9 protein-coding genes are annotated in these 23,244 nt (G+C 51.4%); 3 read left to right on the forward strand and 6 right to left on the reverse strand.

Features of this window, described 5'->3' with window-relative positions; translation table 11 throughout:
• The 3 genes from H9Q78_RS03485 to prmA are packed head-to-tail and all read right to left on the reverse strand — an operon-like array spanning nucleotide 1 to nucleotide 2,890.
• Nucleotides 1-1,155, reverse strand: a complete 1,155-nt coding sequence (locus H9Q78_RS03485) for a cysteine desulfurase family protein (RefSeq protein ID WP_249303617.1) — start codon at nucleotides 1,153-1,155, stop codon at nucleotides 1-3.
• Nucleotides 1,156-1,174: 19 nt separating this feature from the next.
• Nucleotides 1,175-1,930: an RsmE family RNA methyltransferase gene (locus tag H9Q78_RS03490; protein WP_249303618.1), complete on the reverse strand. Its 756-nt coding sequence runs from the start codon at nucleotides 1,928-1,930 to the stop codon at nucleotides 1,175-1,177.
• Between the two features lie 3 nt (nucleotides 1,931-1,933).
• On the reverse strand, nucleotides 1,934-2,890 hold the full coding sequence (prmA, locus tag H9Q78_RS03495; RefSeq protein WP_249303619.1) for a 50S ribosomal protein L11 methyltransferase: 957 nt from the start codon (nucleotides 2,888-2,890) through the stop codon (nucleotides 1,934-1,936).
• 276 nt (nucleotides 2,891-3,166) lie between these two features.
• Here prmA and H9Q78_RS03500 point away from each other — a divergent pair, with 276 nt between their 5' ends.
• Complete coding sequence (locus H9Q78_RS03500; RefSeq protein WP_249303620.1) at nucleotides 3,167-3,808, forward strand: orotate phosphoribosyltransferase; 642 nt, start codon at nucleotides 3,167-3,169, stop codon at nucleotides 3,806-3,808.
• Nucleotides 3,809-3,847: 39 nt separating this feature from the next.
• On the opposite strand, the gene H9Q78_RS03505 is transcribed toward H9Q78_RS03500, so the two are convergent.
• From H9Q78_RS03505 to H9Q78_RS03515, 3 genes are all read right to left on the reverse strand, one after another.
• Nucleotides 3,848-4,168, reverse strand: a complete 321-nt coding sequence (locus tag H9Q78_RS03505) for a hypothetical protein (protein WP_249303621.1) — start codon at nucleotides 4,166-4,168, stop codon at nucleotides 3,848-3,850.
• A 476-nt stretch (nucleotides 4,169-4,644) separates the two neighbouring features.
• A complete protein-coding gene (locus tag H9Q78_RS03510) occupies nucleotides 4,645-6,501 on the reverse strand; it encodes a hypothetical protein (RefSeq protein ID WP_249303622.1) in 1,857 nt (618 codons plus the stop codon).
• 215 nt (nucleotides 6,502-6,716) lie between these two features.
• The gene (locus H9Q78_RS03515; RefSeq protein WP_249303624.1) at nucleotides 6,717-20,804 is read right to left on the reverse strand and encodes a SpaA isopeptide-forming pilin-related protein; all 14,088 of its coding nucleotides are present in this window, start codon (nucleotides 20,802-20,804) and stop codon (nucleotides 6,717-6,719) included.
• 259 nt (nucleotides 20,805-21,063) lie between these two features.
• On the opposite strand from H9Q78_RS03515, the gene H9Q78_RS03520 reads away from it, so the two are divergent.
• Together H9Q78_RS03520 and H9Q78_RS03525 are read left to right on the forward strand one after the other, a co-directional pair.
• Entirely contained in the window at nucleotides 21,064-22,251 is a 1,188-nt protein-coding gene (locus H9Q78_RS03520; protein WP_249303625.1) for an AfsR/SARP family transcriptional regulator, read from the forward strand.
• Between the two features lie 21 nt (nucleotides 22,252-22,272).
• Nucleotides 22,273-23,238 carry a transglutaminase-like domain-containing protein gene (locus H9Q78_RS03525; protein WP_249303626.1) on the forward strand — a complete coding sequence of 322 codons (966 nt, stop codon included), beginning with the start codon at nucleotides 22,273-22,275 and terminating at the stop codon, nucleotides 23,236-23,238.
• Nucleotides 23,239-23,244: the final 6 nt, after the last annotated feature.

Consider the following 23,244-nt stretch of genomic DNA (forward strand, 5'->3'; position numbering starts at 1 on the left):
TTACATCCTCCTGTATCTGCGCAGTACGGGCAGAAGCTCCTCCAGTACCTGCGCGCAATATTGTATCTCCTCTTTCGTAGTGAAAACGCTGAAGCTGAACCTCAATGTGGAATCCAGAAGCTCTCTCCTGACCCCGACCCCTTTAAGCGTCCCGCTGACGGCGGGGTGATTGGAGGAACAGGCCGAACCGGAGGATACATAGATCCCTCTGTCTTCCAGAGCATGGAGGAGGACTTCACTCTTCACTCCTTCAAAGCTGACACTCACCACATGGGGAGCGCTGTCCTCTCCCGTAAGTCCGTTGACCGATACGCCTTCCAGGCCTTCCATTAGCTCCACAAACCGCTTTTTAAGCTCATACATCACCCGTATCTTTTCTTCATGGTTCTCATAGATTTCCCTGGCCGCCTCTCCCATGCCGGCAATACCGGGCACATTGTGGGTCCCGGGGCGCATCCCCTTCTGCTGTCCCCCTCCGAACGCCACCGGCACGATCTTGGTCCCGGCCTTCACATAAAGAAATCCAACCCCCTTCGGCCCGTGTATTTTATGGCCGCTGGCCGATAAAAGATCGATGGATTCCCTTTTAGGACAGATACGGTATTTTCCATATGCCTGTATGGCATCCACATGAAAGAGAATCCGCGGATTCTTTTTTTTGATAATCTCACCGATCCTCCCGATGGGATTTACAGAGCCAATCTCATTATTTACATACATCACCGAAACAAGAGTCGTCTCACTGTCTATGGCCGCTTCCAGCTGGTCCAGCCTCAGATGGCCGTTTTCATCCACCGGAACGTACGTGACCCGGTATCCTTCCTCCTCCAGATAGCCAAACACATTATAGACAGACGCATGCTCGATGGTGGAGGTAATGATATGCTTCCCGGCTCTCCTGTTCGCCCTGGCGGCGCCGATGATAGCCATGTTATTGGATTCTGTCCCGCCGGAGGTAAAGATGATTTCTGCCGGTGCTGCCTTTAAGGTCTTCGCCACCGCCTCCGCCGCTTCTTTTACATAGTGTTCCGCCTCCACGCCTTTTTTGTGAAGAGAGGACGGATTTCCATAGTCCTCCATCATCGTCTTCACGACGATATCCTTCACTGATCCAAAGACTTTTGTAGTTGCGGAATTATCCAGATATGCTTCCATGATCGCTTTTTCCTCCCTGTCACTTTTCCAGCTGAAGCATGAGCGCCGCCAGAAGAGTGAACCCGGCCGTTTCTGTTCTGAGAATCCTTCTGCCAAGGGTGATGGGCACAAACCCCTTCTCTTTGGCATAGGACACTTCTTCCTCATCAAACCCGCCCTCCGGCCCGATAAAGATTGCCGTTCTGGTGCCAGGAATGACCTGAGAAAGTATCTTTCTTGTATATCCCATCCCTTCCGCATTTTCATACGGAAACAACTTACAGTCAAAGTCTGCCGCCGAATCTATGGCCGCCTTAAAATCCATAACTGCCTTCACTTCTGGTATCACCGTCCGCTTGGACTGCTTCGCGGCGCTCTCTGAAATGGCATTCCAGCGTCTTCTCTTGGCCTCCGCTTTCTTTTCATCCAGCTTCACCACAGCCCGCCTTGTGTTCACAGGAATAATGCTTTTTATACCAAGTTCTACGTTTTTCTGGATGATCAGCTCCATCTTGTCCCCCTTCGGAAGACCCTGATAGAGCACGATCTCCGCCGGCAGCTCCGTCCCATCCTCATCCCGTTCCAGGAGTTTCAGCAAAACGGCTTCTCCGCCGTCTTCACTGGCTTCCCGGAACGCCTTGATGACGCAGTTATAGCAAAGCTTCTCTCCGTCACTGATCCGAACCTTGTCCCCCGGCTTCATTCGCAGGACATTTTTAATGTGATTGACATCCGGCCCCGTGACTTCAGCCTCATTCTCCCCGATGGCATGGCCGTCTACAAAAAATAAATACATAGGCTACTTCCTTTTTACAGTAATTGACACCCAATCGTTCTGATATGTGGTCTCCAGGAGTTCCCATTCCGGATTGGCCTCAAAGGCCGCCCTTACATCGGCTTCCTTCGTATTGATGATTCCCGAAGTGATAAAGATGCCGCCCTGTTTCAAATGGCGCGCCGCTTCCCCCTGGAGCATGATGATGACCGGCGCAAGGATATTGGCCACAGCCACATCGTACGCGTCATGACCGGCTTTCTCCTGCAGCGCCTCATCCTCTATAATGTTTCCTGTCTCCAGCACAAACTGATCCTCTGGAATCTTGTTGACCCCGGCGTTTTCTCTGGCAGCCGATACCGCGTTTTCATCCAGATCTGTTCCAAACGCGTATCCCGCTCCCAGCTTAAGAGCCGTAATAGCCAGTATCCCGCTTCCGGTTCCGATATCCAGCACTTTATCTCCCGGCTTCAGATACTTTTGCAGCTGACGGATACAGAGCTGAGTCGTCTCGTGACTTCCTGTTCCAAACGCGGTCCCCGGATCGATCTCTATCATCAGCTTGTCTCCATGCTCCTGCGGAATGGCCTCCCAGGTCGGCTTGATCAGGATATCTCCCACCGTAAAAGGCTTAAAATACTGCTTCCAGTTATTGATCCAATCCTTGTCTTCCGTCTCGGTGCAGACGATACTCCCGTCTCCTAATTCCACGAACATCCGCAGCTCTTCCAATCCATCCTTCACTCCGTCCAGGACGGCGGCGTCACTTTCCTCTCCCTCCAGATAAAAGGATACCTTTGCTTTCCCCTCATCCGGCGGCAGCTCCGGAAGGATATCAATGAACATCCCTTTTGTTTCTGCCTCTGTGAGCGGCACATTATCTTCGATCTCAATTCCCTCGATTCCCTGTTCCTCCAGCATGCTGCTGATAAGATCGACCGCAGCCGTAGTGGTATCAATGGTATATTTTTTCCATTTCATGTATATCTCCTTCTATCACACCGGATAACTCTCTAACTAATAAGTATAACCGGAAGCTTCCTCTTACGCAAGTCCAACTTTCGACCTGCTTTTCTTTCGTCCGTCCCAGCGCAGAGGTTCTGTATATTTAATCCCTCTTTATTTATTCTTAGATTATTATATAATATTTCATGTTTTCGCTGAATATTCATTGCGCAACGCTCGTATATACGATACAATAAAAGTAACGAAATATAGAATACGAAACCATAAAATTCTTAGAAAGGGGGCTGTTTTATGGAAATGCGCAGCATGAAATATTATTCAAAGGATAACAAAAAGGTCATTCTCCGGGTCATTCCAGGACATTTCGCCACCAGTCACTCTCACGTCAACTATTATATCGACATGACAGGGCTTAAGACCAGATGCAGCGAGGCATCTGAGGTGGCAAAAGCCCTGGTGGCAAAGATAATTAATACCACGGTCATCGATACGATTGTTTGCATGGACGGCTGTGAGGTAGTCGGCGCATTCATGGCCGAGGAGCTGGAAAAGCATGATTTTATTTCCACCAACACCCATGAAACCGTGTACATCATTACTCCGGAGCTGAATACCAACAATCAAATGGTATTCCGGGACAATATCGTCCCGGCCGTCCGGAATAAACATGTACTTCTTCTGTTAGCTACCACCACGACGGGCAAGACCATCAACCGGAGCCTGGAATGTATCAACTATTACGGCGGAATCGTGACCGGTATCTGCTCCCTGTTCAGCGCGATAGACGAGATCAAGGGCTTCCCCATCGTTTCCGCCTTTACGCCGAGAGACATCCCCGGTTACCAGGCGTATGATTTCGGGAACTGTCCCTTCTGCCAGAGCGGGCAAAAAATCGATGCCTTTGTAAACGGATATGGATACTCTAAATTATGATACAAAACATTTTCTGGAATTATTTTCGAGGAACTTCCTTTAAGCTCCATTTATAGGCACTGGCAGAAGTTCCGGGCCGTCACGATTTCGGTTCGCTGGCGATGCAGGGGCCGCTTTATCCCCGCTCCAGAAGTACCGCTCACATGTCGGCAGGAAACCTTTATGATTTCCTGCCTCCGGTTCGCTCAGAAACGATATCGGTATTTCCGTTTCTGCCTTCCTCCGCCTGGGGAACACCGGCCTCTGCTCTGCGGCGCTCACCTTTAGGCCGGCCCGGAATCTTTCTGCCGGTGCTCTCCCTTCCGCACCATTTCGGATGATTTCCGTTCTAACGATTCCAGAAAAGAATTGGATATCCACACGGCTCGTGCGCCTTATGGCTGCGAGCCGCGGTGGGCCGCCCCAATAGATTTTACAACAGATGAGAGCTTATTTCGGTGCGGAAGAAAAAGCAAGAAGAAGGATCCGATTCCATCGTAAGGCGAGCGCCGCAAGGCGTTAGCAGGATCTTCCCGGCCGCAGGGAGGTAAAAACCGAATCTCATGCAGGTTTTTATTGGAATCTGACATGGAAAAATATCGATTTATCCATGTCAGTTGGAAAGGACCGACCGGAGGCCGTAAAGATGCTGGTTACGGCTGCCAGCGAGCCGCCTGGATGGTAGCGGATTTTTTCTTGCTTTGTAAATCAAACAAAGAAAATGTTTAAAAAGTATTCAAAGGTATACCTATTAAGTAAAATAAATGCTGCGGTCCGGCTTCTGCCGTCCCGCAGCATTTTATGATCTTATCTTAAATCTGTTCATCGCCTGTCTTTTCCGCTTTATGACGCCGGTCTCAGGCTTCTTCTTTTTTCTTCTTTTTCACTATGATAAAAGCGGCGATTGCTGCTACCAGTGCAAGCACTCCGAGAGAGATACCTACGATCAGGCCCGCAGGGGTTCCCGCGGAAGGAACGGCCGGCGCCATGGGAACTGTCTCATCCTCAATCTGCACGGTTTCCGGCTCTGTCTCTTCTTCTGTCGTCTCCGGTACGGTAGGGCCTGCCGGCACCGATTCATCCGGAATGTTCACAGGTTCGCCGTTTTCATTTATCTGCTCGCCGTTTTCATTATAAATAACCGTCTCAGGCTCTCCGCCTTCCTCTGCCGGCGGCGTCACCACGTTGGTTACCACCTGCTCCACCTGCTCGCCGGCGATTTCCACGACTTCAACCACTTCATTTACCTGAGCGTTCTCATTTGCCGTATCGTTTACATTCCGGAAGTAGAACGCATATGTCCTTCTGGGGCTGTAGAAATTGTGGCTGACAGAATCGCTCTGACCGGACAGCAGCACGTATTCTTCACTGCCGGACTGATAGCTGGTGGGGACACCGATCGTCAGGTTCTGCCCGCCTGCTGCAGTCATGGTTTCCGTATGGATGGTGCTGTTGCTGGTAATGTCAATATAGCGGACCGTCACCCCGTACTCGCTGGGAATTTCTGCTCCCACCTGATTGTAATATACATAATAGGTTCTCTGAGAACCGCCAAAAGAGTGTCTGATCTCCGTACCCTGGCCGCTCGCCAGCAGGTATTCGTTCCCTTTGTAGCTCAGGCTGCTTTTCAGACTATATGATACAGTCGCGTTGACCTCTACGGTCTGAGACGCCGACTCCAAAAGAGTCCCCGTCACGGAATCGATACACCGGATATTGATGGTATAAGGATTCTGGCCCGCCACCTTTGTGAACAGCACCGTATAGCTTCTGGTGGATTCTCCGGATGTATGAGTGATCACGGAAGGCTGTCCCGCCGCTCTCTGATACTCCGAATAGTCCGACGTCACATAAGACGCCGCTACTTCGTAATTTACGGCTCCGCCCACCGGGACGGTAACGGTGTTGTTTGTTAGAAGCCTTCCTGTATCCGCGTCTTCATAGCGCACGGAAATGGTATAGGGGCTTGAAGGCTTCTGTGCCTCACCCTGGTAGATCACCGTATAAGAAGCCGTTGTATTGCTGTAATCCTGACTGATGCTGGCCGGCTGGCCGGATGCCAGGTTATAATTTTTGCCGTTTACCGTCATGGAAGCCGGAACATTATATACTGCGCTTCCGTTGGGGGCAATCTGAAACTGATCGTTTCCGATGGAATATCCGTTTTCATCGATAAAATAAACAGTTACCGTCCTGGGATCCTGCTGCACCTTGGCATACTGGAAGGTCACCGACGCGTTTCCATAGGATACGAACGCGCTGTTGTTCGCACAGCGGTAAACATCAGAACCGCTCGATACCATCTCATCCACGCTGACTCTTTTCTGTCCTTCATCTAAAGAAACGGAGGTAGTTCCTGAAACTGTCGGAGCACTGTCTCCGTACTGGCTGTATATGGTCACGAAATGCTCATTCAGGGAATTCACAAAAACCTTTTCCCCCGTAGACTCTCTGGAAACCCCGATCGTCATCCTTCCGGAGCCTGCCACTGTGATTGCCTGGCTCTGACCGCCCGCCACAAACACGCTCTGGCCCTCGAAAATAAAATTATCATCCGCACCGCCATTGGTGATCACAAACTTCTGGGCATCCGGGCTGTCGGAAATCTGGGGAGCTACAGAAAAGCTCGCCGCTCCGGCTGTGATGCCGGAAACACCCAAACAGGCAATCATCATGCTGAGCACTAGTACCAACGCTTTTATCCTTTTCTTCATACTTATCATTCCTCTCTTTATCATTACGATGTGCCGGCTGCCGCGCCGGAAACCTGGTCATCATCCTATTTCCTTTTTTCTGTCTTAATCATAGCATCGGAGAATCACATCGCAATCACAAAAATATGGTTTTTTTCCAAAAACAATTGACAAATTTTAGGGAAAGGCCGCCGCCGCGGGATTTTTCCCACGGCAGCTGCCTTTTAAATAGTTGGTCAATCCTGCTCTTCCGCCTGTTTCCTTTTTCTCCGTTTCTCATACAAGATTACGCCGATGGCTACCACCGCGGCCGACGCAAGCAGGGACCAGAGGAAAATATCCATGTTGTCGCCGGTGAAGACCGTCCGATAGGTGGTGATCACCTTCTTGGGCCCCTTATTATACTGTTTTACGGTAACCGTCGGTATATCAGATTTCAGGTAAAGGCCCGCATCCCAGCTCCAGTCGTATTGATTATCTTCCAGATAGAAGATCCTGCTGTAGTACCAGTCATCCCCCGCCAGCCTCGTGGCGTCGGAATCATACTCATAGGCATTGTCGCCGTTTCCCTGATTGTAAAGGGTAACGATGTAAGGATCGGAAATCTGGAAGCGCACCCGGTAATACCCCTTATCCAGATCCAGGAAGCGGTAATATCCGCTCTCGTTGGTCGTGGTCGTACCGACGATCACCCAGGCTTCTTCGTTGTCCAGTTCACCGGTAGGATTCATTTCCAGAACCACCGGAATGCCTCCCACGCCGGTCTCGCCTTCATCCTGAATGCCGTTCCGGTTCTTATCATACCATACGAAGTCACCCATGCCGCAGGTGGTCTTCACCACTCCCGCATCCCAGGTAAGATCCGTCTCCCCGTATCCCAGAGTGATGGTAGTGGTCACATAGCCCAGGTTGGAAATATAGAATCCCAAAGCATCAGAATCCCGTTCCGCCGCTTCGCCTTCCGTCAGGGACACGCTCCGGTCACCCTGCTTATCCGTCCGGGAATTGGTGATTGTGATCGTCGTGTTCGGATCGTCAAAATCAAATACAACCCGGTACTGGATTGGATAATCCTCACCGCCCTTAAGGCCTGTGAACAGATAACGTCCATTTTCATCCGTCTTCGTCACTCCGCCGGGGTAGATCTTCCATTCGTCATCATCTCCCATGCGGTATTGGAGCTTCACTGTCACATCCGCGATCGGCTCCTCATCTTCATCCTGGATACCGTCCTTATCCGTGTCAAACCATACATAGTCGCCCAAAGCGCCTTTTTTATTGGCGCCGGCATCCCATGTCTTATCTACCGTATTGTAACCCAGCGTGATAATCTCCGTATAGCCTTTGGTGTAATCGCCGTTCTCAAAGATACAGCAGTCGGAATCGTCGGTATCGGACAGGTTGGTATCCGGATTCTTTACTCCATCCGGCGACTCCACAGCCGTATACCCATCAGGGAATTGGAAGAACACCTGATACTGTCCGGCCTCCAGTTCATCAAAGAAATATCTGCCGTCGTCTCCTACTATGGCCTCCCTAAGTGCCGTATCCTGCCGGATTCCGTCTTCTACTTTGTAAAGCTTCACAACGGTTCCGGGCAGCGGACCGTCCATCTTGTCGGTGGTGATATCCTGATAGTTGCTGTAGTTCTTATCCTCAAAGGCATATCCGCCAAGCGCGCTGTAAACCCAGACGCCTGCGTCCCAAGTCCGGTCGGTCTTATTCCCCGCCTGTTCAATCTCCTCATTCTGATCAAAGAACAGAGGAATCACGGTCGTCCGCTTCACCCGTCCGGTTTCGTCTGCCGGATATACGGCATCGGAATCGTCCGGCGTGGTCAGCTTGCTGTCCGTCACATCCGGCGCAGTAAACGCATAGCGGTAGGTGTATCCGTCGGTAGTCAGCGCACGGACGTCAAATTCCACCACGTAATAGCCCTGAGGCAGTTTGTCGAAGAGATACTCTCCGTTCACATCCGTCATGGCGGTATCGACCGGCACCGCTCCGTCTTTTACCTCTGAATCTGTTCCGTCCACCTGGTACAGCTTCACAAGGACTCCTGGAAGTCCCGGTTCATCCGGCCCCTGCAGGCCGTCATGGTCTTCGTCGATCCACACCTTGTCACCGAGGGCGACCGAAACCACGTATCCCGCATCCACATCCAGATTTTCTTCTCCATAGATGACATCCCTGCCATCCACTTCGTGGTTCAGGATCCGGAGCACCAGATAGTCGGTCCAGCCGTCTGTATCTATATTGCTGTCTGTCCTGTACTCGGCTCCTTCAGCGTCCTGTCCAGCATACCGCAGCGTTGCCGCGTGATCCGCCGGAATGCTGAACTTCACCCGATAATAGTATATGGTTCCGCCCACATAATCATTAGGATCCACGGAGCCTTCCGCCGCGCCGTCTTTCAGATAGTTACACGGCAGATTCTCAAACAGATAATGCCCCATGCCGTCTGTGTTCATTTCTTTTATCTTGACTTCGTCGGACCGGTATACCGTATCTCCATGCTTTGTAAGCGTAGTCTGATACAATTCCACCTTCACATTTGCCGCCGCAGATTCCTCCCCGTCGTCCTGGAGGCCGTTGTTGTTGAAATCATACCAGGCATAGTCTCCAATACTTCCTTTTGGAAGGCTCAGTCCGACAAGCACCTTGTTCGGTTCCACGATATCCCTGGTGGGATTGATGGCTGTCTCCGTACTTCTCAGCACTGCCGCGGCAGCGGAATTGGCCATCACCGCATCGGCGTACTCTTCAATCTTATCCGCCGTATAACCAGGTGTTTTCATGGTCAGCTTCACACTGTAGCTTTCTCCCGGCTGAAGCAGATCGCTCTCCGGGAAATTCACTTCCACGCCAACCGCTGTCACAAGACTCATATCGGAAGGCTTCTGCGTGGTCCAATGGCCTCCGTTCTTTGCATTCCAGACATCTCCGGACGCCTCATACAGCATCGGAAGCTCCGCTTCCGCACTCAGATTCTGCCTGTTGGCATAAGACCAGCTGTTGGCCAGGCTGCCGCCGTCTTCCACGAAATAGTAGATGACTGCGTTTCCATCCTGAGCCGCTACCGCCTCCAGGAGCATCTCTTCATAGCCGGCCCCGTTCTGGATGGTCGTCTGTCTGAGCGTAGTGCCCCCGCCGCTCCGGAACACGTAGGAATCTCCGTTAAAGGGCAGGATATCCACATATCGGGCTGTCCTGACGGCCGTATCGGAATTGTTGTAAAGGGTCAGATCATAATAAACATTTTGATTCGGATATACATTCACCTGTGCTGTCGAGAATCCGGTGTCCGCACTGTCGCTGACCGTCTTCACCAGCTGGATCTGTGTATCGTTCAGAACGGTCACGCCAACCGGCTGATTCAGGTATTCCAGATCAGAGCCTACCGCATCATCCAACTCATCATTGTTCTGTGTAGACGCCTGATATCCGGTAAAGCTGAGACCAAGAGGGTTCTCCTGGGACGCCGGAAGCAGATACGTACTGCTTAAAAAGGCTGGCGAATACAAGTTCAGCTGTGTAGTCGGCTTGCTGTATTCAATCTTTGCCTTATAGCTGATGGTCAGGCCGGAATTTTCTCCTGCCTCCGTATCCGGGCTCAGAGAAACTCCCTCGTTAAATTTAAAGACATAACGTTTTGTCTTCAGAGAGTCACTGGTCACATACGTACCGCCCTCCATGCCGATAACGGCGGCTGTCTCCTCCTCCTGAAGAGTGTAGTCATCGCCCAGCTTCAGTTCGACTTTCTGAGCCACTCCGTTCACCAGCTTTGTCTGATAAATGGTAAATCCATTCCCTGTGCCGTCCGTATCCAGGCTGGTATATGCCGGCAGGTCCACCGCCACCATCGGCGCTTTAAAGTTTGGCGCGTTGTTGTCGATATTCTGGACATTCACCACATCCACCTGGAAATTCACCGACTGCCCGGTATAGAACACGCCGGACTGTTTCATATTGGTAATCTTATTGGTCAGCTTCACCTGAGGAAGGACAGATGTGGAGGCGGGAATCAAAGCTTCCACCTCATTGCTCTCGTCACTTCCGCTCTGAGGCTTTTCGTTTCCTTCCGCATCCTTATACTGATAAGCCCAGTTAATGGCAGCCGTATTGGTGATCCGCCGCACCTCGGGGATATCGGCGCCAATCATGTCACCTTCCCGTTTCACAAAGGTCACCTGCATCTCAAAGCCTGCTTCCGCCTTGAATCCGGCCTGTACGTTTCCATAGACGATCCGGATGGCCGCCGCGTGGTCCCCGGAGAGGTCCACCGTCTGGCTGCCGGTCAGATCCAGACCGGATATCTTCGTCAGCCACTGGCCGCTGCCCAAGGATGTCTTATACTGAAGCTCTGCCGTCACCTTCTCAGAGGCATCCTGGTTGGACGCCGCATGGATCACCACCTGATCGATGGTATAATCCCGGTCATCCGCCGACTTCTCCACATATTGGATTCCGCCTCCAGTCCTGTCAATGGTGTAAAGCTTAATATTCTCATCCGTCACCGTGAAGGAATCCGCCGGCAGGTCATTGGTTCCTTTTGACAGCCCGGTCACACGGAAGTTTACTGTGTACCCGGATAACAGGAGACTTTCATCCGCATTTACAGTTCCTGTGGTATATGCCTCGTCGCTGTCCTTAATCTCTTTTTTCACATCGGACGAAAACTGCCCAATGCTTCCCTGTGTCTTATTCCGGAACGTCACCACGTTCTCGTTCAGCCCCGAAGCTTCATAAACAGGAGTATGGTCCGGATACACCGTCACCATCTGAGAAATAGGTTCAAACACATCGTCCAGTGTATAGCCATCCGGTGCTTTTACTTCCACCACCCGGTACTGGGTACCAAAGGCTTCCGCCGGCAGCAGCCCGGAAAGCGCCGTGCCTGTGCCGTCCGTAGTCAGAGGGGCTTCGTTCATCAGCACCGTATAAGAACCGCTTCCATTATCCCCGTATATATTGAATTTGGCGCCGCTAAGCATCTGAGAGCCGTCCACATCTGTCTTCCGAATGAGCAGGCGGCCTGCATTGGCTTCATCTGTCCAGTCGCCGAAATTTACCACCAGATCCGTCAGGCGGGATACCTTCGGTACTACGATCATTTTAGCCTCAGCCGTCACACCGTATCCGTCGGGAGCCTCAATTTCCTTAATATAGTACGTGCCGGCATCAATTCCCGTCCATGTGGCTGTACCCTGGTCACCGGTCATCACCGGGTCTCCTACTTCTGTCTTCAGATCAGAATCCGCGTACAGCTGGAATTTGGCTCCGGGCAGCAGCGGAGAACCGTTCTTCACATCTCCCTTTTTGGTGAGGACGATGCTCATCTTCGGATAATTCTTAAAGGCATTGTCACCGGTCAGATCCTGGGTCGTACCAGCCGTAATGGTGATATACCGCTCTTCGGCAGACACCGTGAAATCCACTCCGTCCTTGGACGGCGCTTCCGCCTCCACAATCTTGTAATTCCCAGGCTCCAGCATTCCGGACGTATAAATAGCTTTTCCGTCTTTATACTCCACTGTAAAAGTGGGCTTTGAAGGATCGGCCAGCTCATAGTTTCCGGGAGTAGTCTCCTTATAGAAATAGAACTTCGCGCCGCCTACGGAACTTCCGTCACTGGCGATCTTCTCCAGCTTGAAATCTCCCTTCACGGGAACGTTCGTTATGGGAGTATTGTAAAGAGTCTCATTGATCTTCTTATTTTCCACCAATACCCATCTGGAAACCGCCGAGGCCTGATAGCCGTCCGGCGTGCTGGTCTCCACCACCTCATAATAACCCGCGGGAAGAGATGTCGTGGTCAGCTCACCGTTTATATCCGTCGTCTTCGTATCGGCAGGAACCGCTCCGGCGGCATGGGTTACTCCTTCTCCCGATACAGGATAGAAGCTGAAGCCCACATCTCCCAGGTTCCGTGTCGCTCCGTCCCAGGTGACCACCTTCTTAAGACGGATCTTTCCCAGGGCCTCATTGGTTACGTTCTCTGTTACCTTTGTCACGCTCCCGCTGTAGGCGACCACAACCGGGCGTACCGTATAATCAGCCGCATAGCCGGACGGAGGCGTAAGTTCTACCAGATAATAAGTCTGGCTGCTCGCCGGTCCATGGCTCGCATCATCATAAGCATCTATGGTCAAACCGCTGAAAACGGCTTTCCCGCCGGACGTGGTCTTGCTCTGAATAAACCGGGATGCGCTCCCGCCCCCATTCAGATCCGCCGCGTCCGCCTCTGCATCCGCTTGGGAATCATAGAGTCCAAATACGGCTCCGTCCAAAAGGGTGGAGGCCACATCGGAATCCTGCTTCACCACTTCAATGGAGAATTCCTTCTTATTGGTGATCATCGAATTTCCGCTGTCATCTGCCGTGGTGATCTGGTTTTCCAAAACCGTATAGGGTCCCCAGATTTCCTGGGAGGCTTGATACCCGGACGGAGCGCTTTCCTCCTTCAGGTAATAGGTCCCCGCCGGAAGAAGGCCGGAAATGGCCGTACCCTGTCCTGCTGTGGTTAAGCTTCCCAGGGAAGCATCCGAACAGTCTGCCAAATGGTGAATGCTGAATACGGCCCCATTCAGTTTTGTCCCATGGTCATGATGATCCACTTTTGTAATCTGGAGCTTTCCATATTTGACCGTATTGGTGACAGCCCCCAGCGCACCGGCATCGCTGGTCAGTTTCGTGACAGCGCCTGAGGTGATCTCCACCTGCATGGGTACAAGCCCATCCAGGCTGTATTTCCCGTCATCGTCATGGGTGCCCAGATCTGTTTCCTTCAGCCAATATTCACCGGGATCGATATGACTGGCAGTCACTCTGCCGCCGGTTCCGGTGACGATGGCCGTCACATCCGCATTGTTTACTTTTACAGTCACTGGGCTTCCCAGAGCATCTGTCTTGCAGCTGCCGTCTGAGTTCGTGTTTTCCGCCGTCTTTTCATACAGCTCAAACGTCACGCCGGACAGGTTCTCAATCTTGCTGCCCATGAAGATACCCTGCTTCTCAAGCTCCAGCGATCCCTGTTTGATATTTGTGATTAAAATGGCGTCCGCACCGTCCGATATTCCCTCCGGTTTCGTATCTGCTGCAGTGGTCACGGCTCCTGCCACGATCGTCACCTCAAAAGGCTCCGCCAGCTTATAATCCCCTGAAGTGGTACCGGTCTCTGTAATGCGGTATACGCCGGGCTCCAGATATTCCGAAGTATAGGAGCCGCTGGTCGTAAAGGTGTAGGCACTGTAGGTGTACTCTTTCTTTGTACTGTCCCATCCCTTTTTGGCATTTCGATAGGTTACGTTTCCTGCGCCGTCATCTACCTTCTTTTCCACCTTAAAGGAAGCATTGGTACTGCCGGAGCTGAAGATCTTGTTCAATTTAAACTTTCCGGCATTGATATCATTGACGACCGCATTCTCTCCGGTCAGACTGACAGTCTGCCCTGGTGTGATGACGACTCCTGCCGAATAAGCCGGTGTGGACAGCTGATAATGATAGTTTGCCCCTACGCCGGTCTCCACCAGCCAGTAGCGTCCGCCGTCAATCCCCGTTACCGTCACCTTTCCGTTATTTCCAGTGGTGATATCCTTTACTTTATCCGTATCACTCAGACCATCCATATTGATGGTCTCGTCAGCTATATTTCCGTAACTATCCGTATTCGCCGCTGTTCTCTTATAGAGTTTGAAGGTCACACCCTTCAGGCCCTCCTTCACGTCTCCGAAAGCTCCCAGCTTTTCGAGGCTCAAAGTGCCCTGAGGAACATTTTCTGCCACCAGCGGACTATTCTTATCCGTCACGGAAGCATTTCCCGCCCCGGTGATCTCACCGGCACGGATGGTCACGGGGATTGGTGTGCTGTCCAGAGTATACCGGCCGTTCACCGTCTGCTCTACCAGTTCATATTCCCCCGGCTCCAGATAAATGGATTCCACAACCGGCGCCTTTGCATCTGTGCTGGTCGTGATGATATAATCGGTCAGACTGCCTCCGGCATCCTTCACCTGTACGGGGACATCAAACGCTCCTGTGGACGGATTCTTTTTATAAAGCTTAAAGGTTGCCCCCACCAGAGTATTTTCATTCAGAGAGCTCACCTTCTTCAAAAGGAACTTCCCGTAGCTGGCCGGATTTTTAAATCCAGAGCCGTCCATCATCTGTGCATAAGTATCGTTGACAGCTCCCTGAGACACCACTACGATCCGGTAGGTGTCTGAAAGATCATCCGGGGCTCCCACCGAGTCGGGCAGATTACTGATATCCTCTTCTACAATATAGACTCCCGCCGGTATGAGCAGCGACGTATAAAGGCCGTCGGCCCCAGTGGTCCCCCACACGATCGGAGTCTCTTCTTTCTTATTATAGGTTTTTCCATCCGCTGCCGTATAGGATCCGCCGTCGGCCGCCACTGCCCGGTACACATTGACCGTTACGCCTTCCACAGCAAACGCAGCACCGTTAAGAGTCGTGTATTTAATGACCTGCAGCTTTCCAAGCTTTTTGTCCTGATAGGAAAGGTTCTCATTAAAACCGCCTCCGGCCTTAACCGTGACCTGTTTCAGATTATCTTCCGCACCCGGAAGGCCGTAGCCAGCAGGAGGAGCTACCTCAATGATATAATAGGTTCCTCCCGGAGCCAGGCGGGTAAATTTGAAGGTCCCGTCAGAACCGGAAGCCGCAATATCGGCGGCGTTATAGGCGGCCATAAACGTGGCCTGCCCCTGAGGAGTCGACATCTGAGTCCGGACTTCATCCAGTTTTCCGGCAAGCACCATTCCGTCCAAATAGCTGAGTGCCGTCTGAGCGGCCTCCGCCGTCTCAAACGCGGCAAAATAAGCGCCGGCCAGTGCTGTGCCATTCTCATCTGTCTTTGTGCCTTCTCCATTCACCTCATAGTAATTCCAGATCTTGGGAGCAACTACCTCATTCCCGGACGTTACCTCCACGGGACCGGTCCATTCCTTTTCCCATTTCCAGCTGGAAATCCCCGTACTCTGTTTCACAGAATCCAAGCTGGTCTCCCGCAGATAATAGGTTCCCGGCTCCAGATCCACCGTGACCGCGGAGCCCTTGCCGGAGGTGCCACTCTCCATAATACCGCTGGCATCTGTAGAGCTGCTCTTCTCTATCTTCCTGAGCTTCACCACAGTTCCGTCATCCAGCGTGTACTCCGTACCTGCGCCGTTATCCAGGATATATAGTTCAAACTGAGCGCCGTCGAGCAGAGTGTTTGTGTTTCTGCTGTACTTATAGAAACGCAGCCGTCCCTTATCCGTCGTATTGTCAATAGAGGCTGCCGCTCCCGCCTCTCCAGGATGAGAATCTGCGGCGGTGGTGGTATTGGACGTCACAGTCACGGCAACCGGAGCCGCCGTCTGATATCCGGACGGAGCCGTGTCCTCCACCACCCAGTATTCACCGGGCGCCAGATATGCAGAAAGGCCTGTGGCCGATGCCGTCATATCCACCGTATCCAAAGCATTTCCCAGCGCCGATTTGATACATTTTCCCTCTGCATCGGTATTATCTGCCGTCTTTGCATAGATTTTAAAAACCGACCCGGTGAGGTCATACCGGCTGAAGCTCCCGGCGCTGACTCCGTCGCCCGACAAGTTAAACCGGGCCGTCTTTTTGATGGAAATCCTCCCCATGGGAACATTTTCCACTGGATCGTCAAAAAGCACCGTATTGGTCTTGCCTTCTTCAACGGTAATATATTTAGGCTCCGGATCTTTCACATAATTCCCGCTTACAGAACTTTCCACCACCTTATACCGTCCGGGCGCCAGCCAGCCGGAAAGAGCCGTACCGTCGGAGGCCGATGTTGTAAGCTCAGCGGCAGAGATGCTGCTGTAGATGCGGTTCTCATCGGCCAGGGAGACGTCTCCGCTGGTCGCCTCTGTCTCAGGGTAAAGCTCAAATACAGCCGATAATCCCTTGGAAGGATCTGTGGAATCCACCTTTTTGAGCTTTACCTTGCCCTTGGAGGGCCGGTTTACCACCTGAGTATCCGTCACGGCGCTGCCGCCCAGATCCGTCCGGTTCTGTCCGGCCTGAATCGTCACCTTTACCGGAGTAAACCCGTGATAATTCTCAATAACCGCTTCCACCAGCCAGTATTCGCCGGGATCCAGATTATCCATAGAGGCTTTTCCGTCGGCGCCGGTAACGGCTGTTGCCGCCGCCGTCTTGTCGCTGGCATAATCTGTCTCATTGTCGTTTACCACTTTATATAAGGAAAAGCTCGCTCCCCTGTAATTGCTGCCGGCGCCGTCCATTTCTGCTGTTTTATGGATGACCAGCCTCCCTTTTGGCACGTTGGCAACAGGAGCGTCAAAATATTCTGTGTTTGTCTCTCCTGCCGTTATCGTAACATATTTGGGCGCACTGTCCAGGACATAGCCTTCTGCCGTGCCCGTCTCCACCAGTTTATATTTTCCCGGATTCAGCCAGCCGGAAGTGACCACGCCGTTTACCGTTGTGAGCGCAGCTTTTTCCGTATCCTCATACTCTCTGTCTGCGTCCGCCAGTGCGTCATTCCCCTTCGTTGAATCCTTCTCGGCATATAATTTAAACTCTGCCGTAAGAGCCGTATCCGGATTCAGGGAGCTGATCTTTTTGAGCTTCAGCTTACCCATGGAAGGAACATTGACCACCTCGGTATCGCCGGAAGGATACACACCGCCCCCGCTCACATTCTGGTTCTGTCCGGCGACGACCGTCACCACCTGTTCCTTCTCCGGATATCCGGCCACACTCTGTTCCTTTAACACATAGGTGCCCGGAATAATCCCATCGATGGACGCGCGTCCGTCCCCGTCCGTAGTCACAAAACCATCGGCATCCATACCGCCGAGGCCTTTGATCTGAGCCCCCGCCGTATAACCTCCGCTCCCATTGGAGACCGCTTCATACAAGCCGAATTTCACACCCTGCATCGGCGTGTTCCCATTGTCCATCGTGGAGGTCTTCAGCAGATTCAGCTTGCCCAGGCGGACATTCTTGACCACCTGCTCCACACTCTTTACGGTCGAGCTGGCCTCGGGTGTCGTCACCGGATACACTGTATCATCCGGAACATATCCATCCGGCGTGCTAAGCTCCTTCACATAATAAGTAACACCTGCTTCCAGATCTTCAAAGACACAGAGGCCATTGACATCCGTACTTTTTCTTTGGAGCAGATCATCCTCTGTACAAGCTACACCGGAATAAAGGCCAAAGGACACATTCCGGATAACGCCGCCGCTCACAGAGTCCTTCTTGATAACACGTATGCTCACCTTTTCCGCATTGGAAACGATCACGTCTGTCTGTGCATTTTCCGCCACAAAAATACCATTCCCGTCCGCAGTCCCGTTCCCGGAAGCATCTGTTCCCTTTATGACCTCTGTAAGGACTGAATAGCCTGCAGGTGCTGTCACTTCCTTCAGGTAATAGGCCTTACCCACAGGCAGGATCGGAGAAAGTCCATATCCGCTGCCGTCTGTAGTGATGGTCCCGACCGGCGTTCCGGAACATATTTCGTTGTCATAGATCTCAAACACTGCTCCAGACAGATTCCGGCTGCTGTCGGCTGCGTCTGTCTTCCGGATACGAATCTGGCCGAAGATGGTGGTATTTTCCACTGTTGTTTCCGAATTGCCTTTGCTGATGCTTATCTCATGACGCCCGGATATCTGCGTATATCCGGCAGGCGCTGCGATCTCTTCATACCAATAAGTGCCGGCAGGCAGCAAAAGCTGTTCATTCTCCGTTCCCTTGATCTTGGAAACCGAATGTCCGGTGGGATCCAGATAAGTCACCAGAGTCCCCAGAAGATTACCGCCTGTCTCTGCATCGTAAATGTTAAATTCTGCGTCCTTAAGCTGCTCTTTATAAGGAGTCCCGCTGGTTGTGCCGCTCAATACCCCGATCTTATTGATGACCAGTGGAACCTTCTTTACATTGGTGAGGCTCTTTTCCACAGTCGTCTGCTCGACAACCGTCACAGGAATGGCCGTGGGATCCAGAACATACTCATCCGGAGCCTCCAGCTCCTTCAGCCAATAATTACCTGCGGGCAGCATAGGAGAAGCAGCTTTTCCCTGGCCGTCTGTGACAAGAATCACTTCTGCCCCGCTTGTATCCGTCGCTGCGGTCAGGCACTCTTCATCGGTATAGATGCCGAATTTGGCTCCCGAAAGCAGGATATCCTTTCCTTGCTGATCCGTGTCCTCATCCTTCTTTATGATTGTCAGATATCCATAGTGGGACTGATTCAGGAATACCGGCTTCTCCGCTGTGCTTCCCTCGTCGCTCCAGGAAGGATGGTTCACCGTATCCGCTGCAACCGTCACCTCCCTGGGCGCTCCCAATTCATATTCCGGTTCTGCGCCCGCCGGCAAAGCTGTTTCCGAAAGCATATAATCTCCAGCCGGAACAGCCTCAAAGCAGACATACCCATCCTCCCCTGATACAGCTTCAAAGGTACGGGAAGGCTCAGTCTTGCTGGTCAGCGTAAACGTCACACCCTCCATCGGCGCAGTCGCCCCGGAGGCGTTCTTTCCATATTTATAAAACTCCAGGCGTCCCAGAATATCCGTGCGGTCCGTAACCTTTATGATACCGGAGGAAACCTCCACCCCTTCCGGAGCATTCTCCACTGTGATGCTCTTATCCTGATTTACAGTGATCTTCACTCTTCCGGCAGCCGTCGCACTTCCAAAGCCGTCCGGCGCGGATACCTCTTCCAGGTAATAGGACTTTCCGACAAGAAGCCCGGAAAATACCACCTGTCCGTTGCTGCCTGTGACTTTCGGATTCCCGACCGCTTTATTATGGATGTCATTGGCTACCGCCGCCCCCGTCTCCGTCTTATAAAGGCCGAAGGCGGCTGTTCCATAGTCGCTGGAAGCAGACGCGTCCAGGAGCTTCTCCATGGTTCCCACCTGAATCCACTTCTCCACCACGATATCTGCGGATTCCGTATTGTCGTCATATTCTCCGAGGATGATCTGCGCATCGGCAGACTTATCCACCGGATTTTCTCCAATCAGCTGGTAGTGAAGCTTCGCTGTATTCTGAAGAGTCCAGGTCAAAAGATCCTCATCGGCCGAAGACTGATACGCGCTGACCGGATACCGAAGGACTACCGTGTATTTTGTATCAATATAAGCACCGTCATTTACATATTGATATTCATCGGGATCTGTTTCTTTAAGCTGATCCAAAGAGGCGAATTCAATGGAAGACGCTTCGCCTGCTCCATTTTTATTCACCACATAGTCGGTTCCCTCCCGAAGGACTCCCCGCCCCGCCGTAGCGACCGAAACCACGGTAGCTCCGCCGCCGGCAGGCGTGTTCGCCGGAAGCTCGTCAACCAGGGAAAAAACAGGCTTCCCTTCCGACTGGGCAAAGTCAAGACGGCCCTCCCGGTTCCAGACAGTCTGTTTCATTTCTTCTTCTGTGGGATTTTCCGACATCTGATTGATGGCGTCTATTGTATATTTCACCTCATAATACTGAGTGCCGCCGTCCGTCACCTTGTTGATGACAGCCTCGCCGTCTTTTGTCTCCACTGATTTTTCTACCCGCCAGCCATCCGTAGCCTTTACGGTAATACTGGGAGTGGATTCAATCTCCATCTGCCTAGGCTGGTCTTCACCGTCTACTTTATAAGAAGCCCGGAAAACAGTGGGAAAGTTAAGAGTACTGTTGTTCTCCAGAGTGAAGTTCTCAGTCTGGATTGGCAGAGAAGCCTCATATGCGCGCCCGGACTCAAGGCTTGACAGCGTCATCAGATATGTAGTGCCAATCTGTTCCGTCTTTTCAAAAATGGAAGCGCCTTCCAGCTGTCCCACTGTGACACCTTCCGGAAGTTCGATCTGCACGATTCCGGCATTATAATTTTCGCCGCTGGAAAGAGGAGGTACCGTGAAGGACAAATTAAGTGTCATCTTTTCTCCGGATACCACATATCCCTGATGAGCCGTATTGATGCCCGTTGTCAAAGTCAGAATCGCTTCTCCCGCACCTTTTTCCGCAAACAGAGACGCCGAATCAGAGGAAATACCGGTCTCCGGCTCAGTCGTTTTTGTCGCCGCAGTTCCCGATTCCTCGGTCGTCTGCTCCGCTGATGTGCTCGATTCTTCCGTGGACGAAGCGGTCGTCTCCGGCGCACTGGTCTCCGAAGAATCGGATTCCAAAGAAGACGCCGCCGTCCCTTCTGCCAGAGAATCCAGATCATAGGATGACGGCACCACCATCCCCAACACGATCAACAACGCTAAAAATAACGCCAGGAACCTTTTTTTCCTCATCCCTGTTTTCTTCATATTTTTATATTCCTCCTCTTCATCCAGAATACATTATTGCCATCGCAGAAGCCCAATTCTACTATTATAATTCATTTTGTTGCCATTATACACCAGACTTGTCACACCGCTGTCACACAATATCAAGCAAACTACTGAATTATTGAAAATAAATAGGTTTGTTTCTCATTTTTCTTGTATTTCCCATATTCTCCTGATATAATGGCTGTGACTGAGATTTTGAGGTTCTTTTTTATCTTCGGAAAGGTGGCACGGATCAATGGGAACAGAACAGTTACGCATAAAAATGTTTGGCGAATTTTCCATACAGAATGAATTTCATCAGTATGCTCCCACCTCCAGTAAAAGCATGCAGATTACTACTTTGATCGCATATTTGATCGCGAATAAAGGCGTGGAGGTCTCCAAGGATAAGCTCATTGAAATTCTCTGGCCGGAAGAAGAGCTTTCCAATCCTACCGGCGCGCTCCGAAACCTGGTATACCGGGCAAGGCGCGAGCTGACCAGGTTTTTTCCCGGCATATCCGCCAACTGTATCCTTTTCACTCGGAACGCCTACGCCTGGAACGGCGCTCTGGACTGCCAAATCGACATCGAGAGGTTTGAGACTCTTTACAATCTGGCCCAGAAAGAATCCTATGAAGTCCAGCAGTACCGCTATTACCAGGAAATGTTCCGATTATACCAGGGAAACTTCCTCCCCTCCCTGAACCAAGAGGAGTGGGTGATGTTCCGGAGCATATATTACCAGAATCTGTATGTCAAATGCGTCATGGCCATGTGCGATCATTTGAAAGCCGACGGACAATATCAGGAAATCCTGGAGCTATGTGAGCAGGCCAACCATCTGGATATCATGAACGAGAATATCCATAAAGAGACCTTAAACGCCTATCTCCAGTTGGGATATCCCCATAAGGCCCTGGACTATTATCATGATATCCTCAATCTGTTCAATAATAAATATGGAGTAGATATTTCCGAATCCCTGGAAGATCTCTACTATAAAATCATCCAGGCGACCAGAAGCCAACAGATGAACATCGATGATCTGGAAGAAAATCTGAAAGAGGACAAAAATTCCAAAGGAAGCTTTTACTGCAATTTCGATGTATTTAAAAATATCTACCAAATCAATATGCGTTCTCTGCACCGCATCCGGAGCAAGCGTTACCTGGTGCTCCTGACTTTGAAGGATACGGACAACCGGGAAACGATCACCAGTGATGTCAAGGCAGAAATGGATATCCTGAGAAATGTGATCAGGCACTTTCTGCGTAAAAACGATGTCTTTACCCAATCCAGCTATTCCCAATTTTCTTTGATCCTGACCGTGCCCAATGAAGCCGGCTGCCATATCGCCATAGAGCGCACCCGTGCCCGCTATGAGCAGGAACGGCAGTCTCCAAACGTAGCGCTGGAAATAAATATCAAGGAAATCATCTGATTTTCCATGAGGGCTATTTATATGTATCATAAACGATTCGTTCTTTTTTTTAGTCTGATTGCCTGTGCCGTATTGTTTCTGTGCGGCTGTGGTTCCGATAAAGAGCCAAATGCTTCTTCTGTCCAGAAGGAAACAAATTCCGGTCCGGAAAACGAGACTGGCGGCGGGAGCCGGGACAGCACTCCTGTAGTCCTTGTTCCGGACCCTTCCGGAGAAGTCACCTACGGGAATGAGCTGGTATCCATGGATGCTTCCCATCTGGAGGATGGCTATGTGATGGTCCGATATACCGGAAATGTGGAAAAAGTAAAGCTCCAGCTCCTCACTCCCTCCGGAACTCTTTATACGTATACGATGCAGGACGGATATGAAACGTTTCCGCTCACGGACGGCGACGGCACTTATAAAATCTCGGTATTCGAACGGCAGGCCGGAACGGAATCCAACTATATCAATGCTTTTTCCCAGACGGTGGAAGCTTTTATCACCAACGAATTCTCTCCTTATCTCTATCCCAACCAATATGTGAACTTTACGCCTGACAGTAAGACCGTGGCCAAAGGCGCTGAATTGGCCGAGGGTGCTTCCGACGACCTGGAAGTGATAACCCGCGTATATGATTATATCGTCCGTAATATTTCTTATGATAAAAACAAGGCAAGCTCTGTGCAGAGCGGCTATGTGCCTGAGGTGGATGAAATCCTCGTTTCCGGCACAGGCATCTGCTTCGATTACGCCGCTCTGATGGCCGCGATGCTGCGGACACAGCGGATTCCGACCCGTTTGGAGATTGGATACGCCGGAACGGTATATCATGCCTGGATCAGCACTCACATCGATGAGCTGGGCTGGGTAAACGGCATTATTGAATTCGACGGGTCCGAATGGAAGCTCATGGATCCGACCTTTGCCGCCAATTCCAGCTCCAAGGATCTGAAGGACTTCATCGGCAAGGGAGACAACTATCAAACAAAGTTTATCTATTAAGGGGGA

This window comes from Qiania dongpingensis, assembly GCF_014337195.1.
Lineage (GTDB): Bacteria > Bacillota > Clostridia > Lachnospirales > Lachnospiraceae > Lientehia > Lientehia dongpingensis.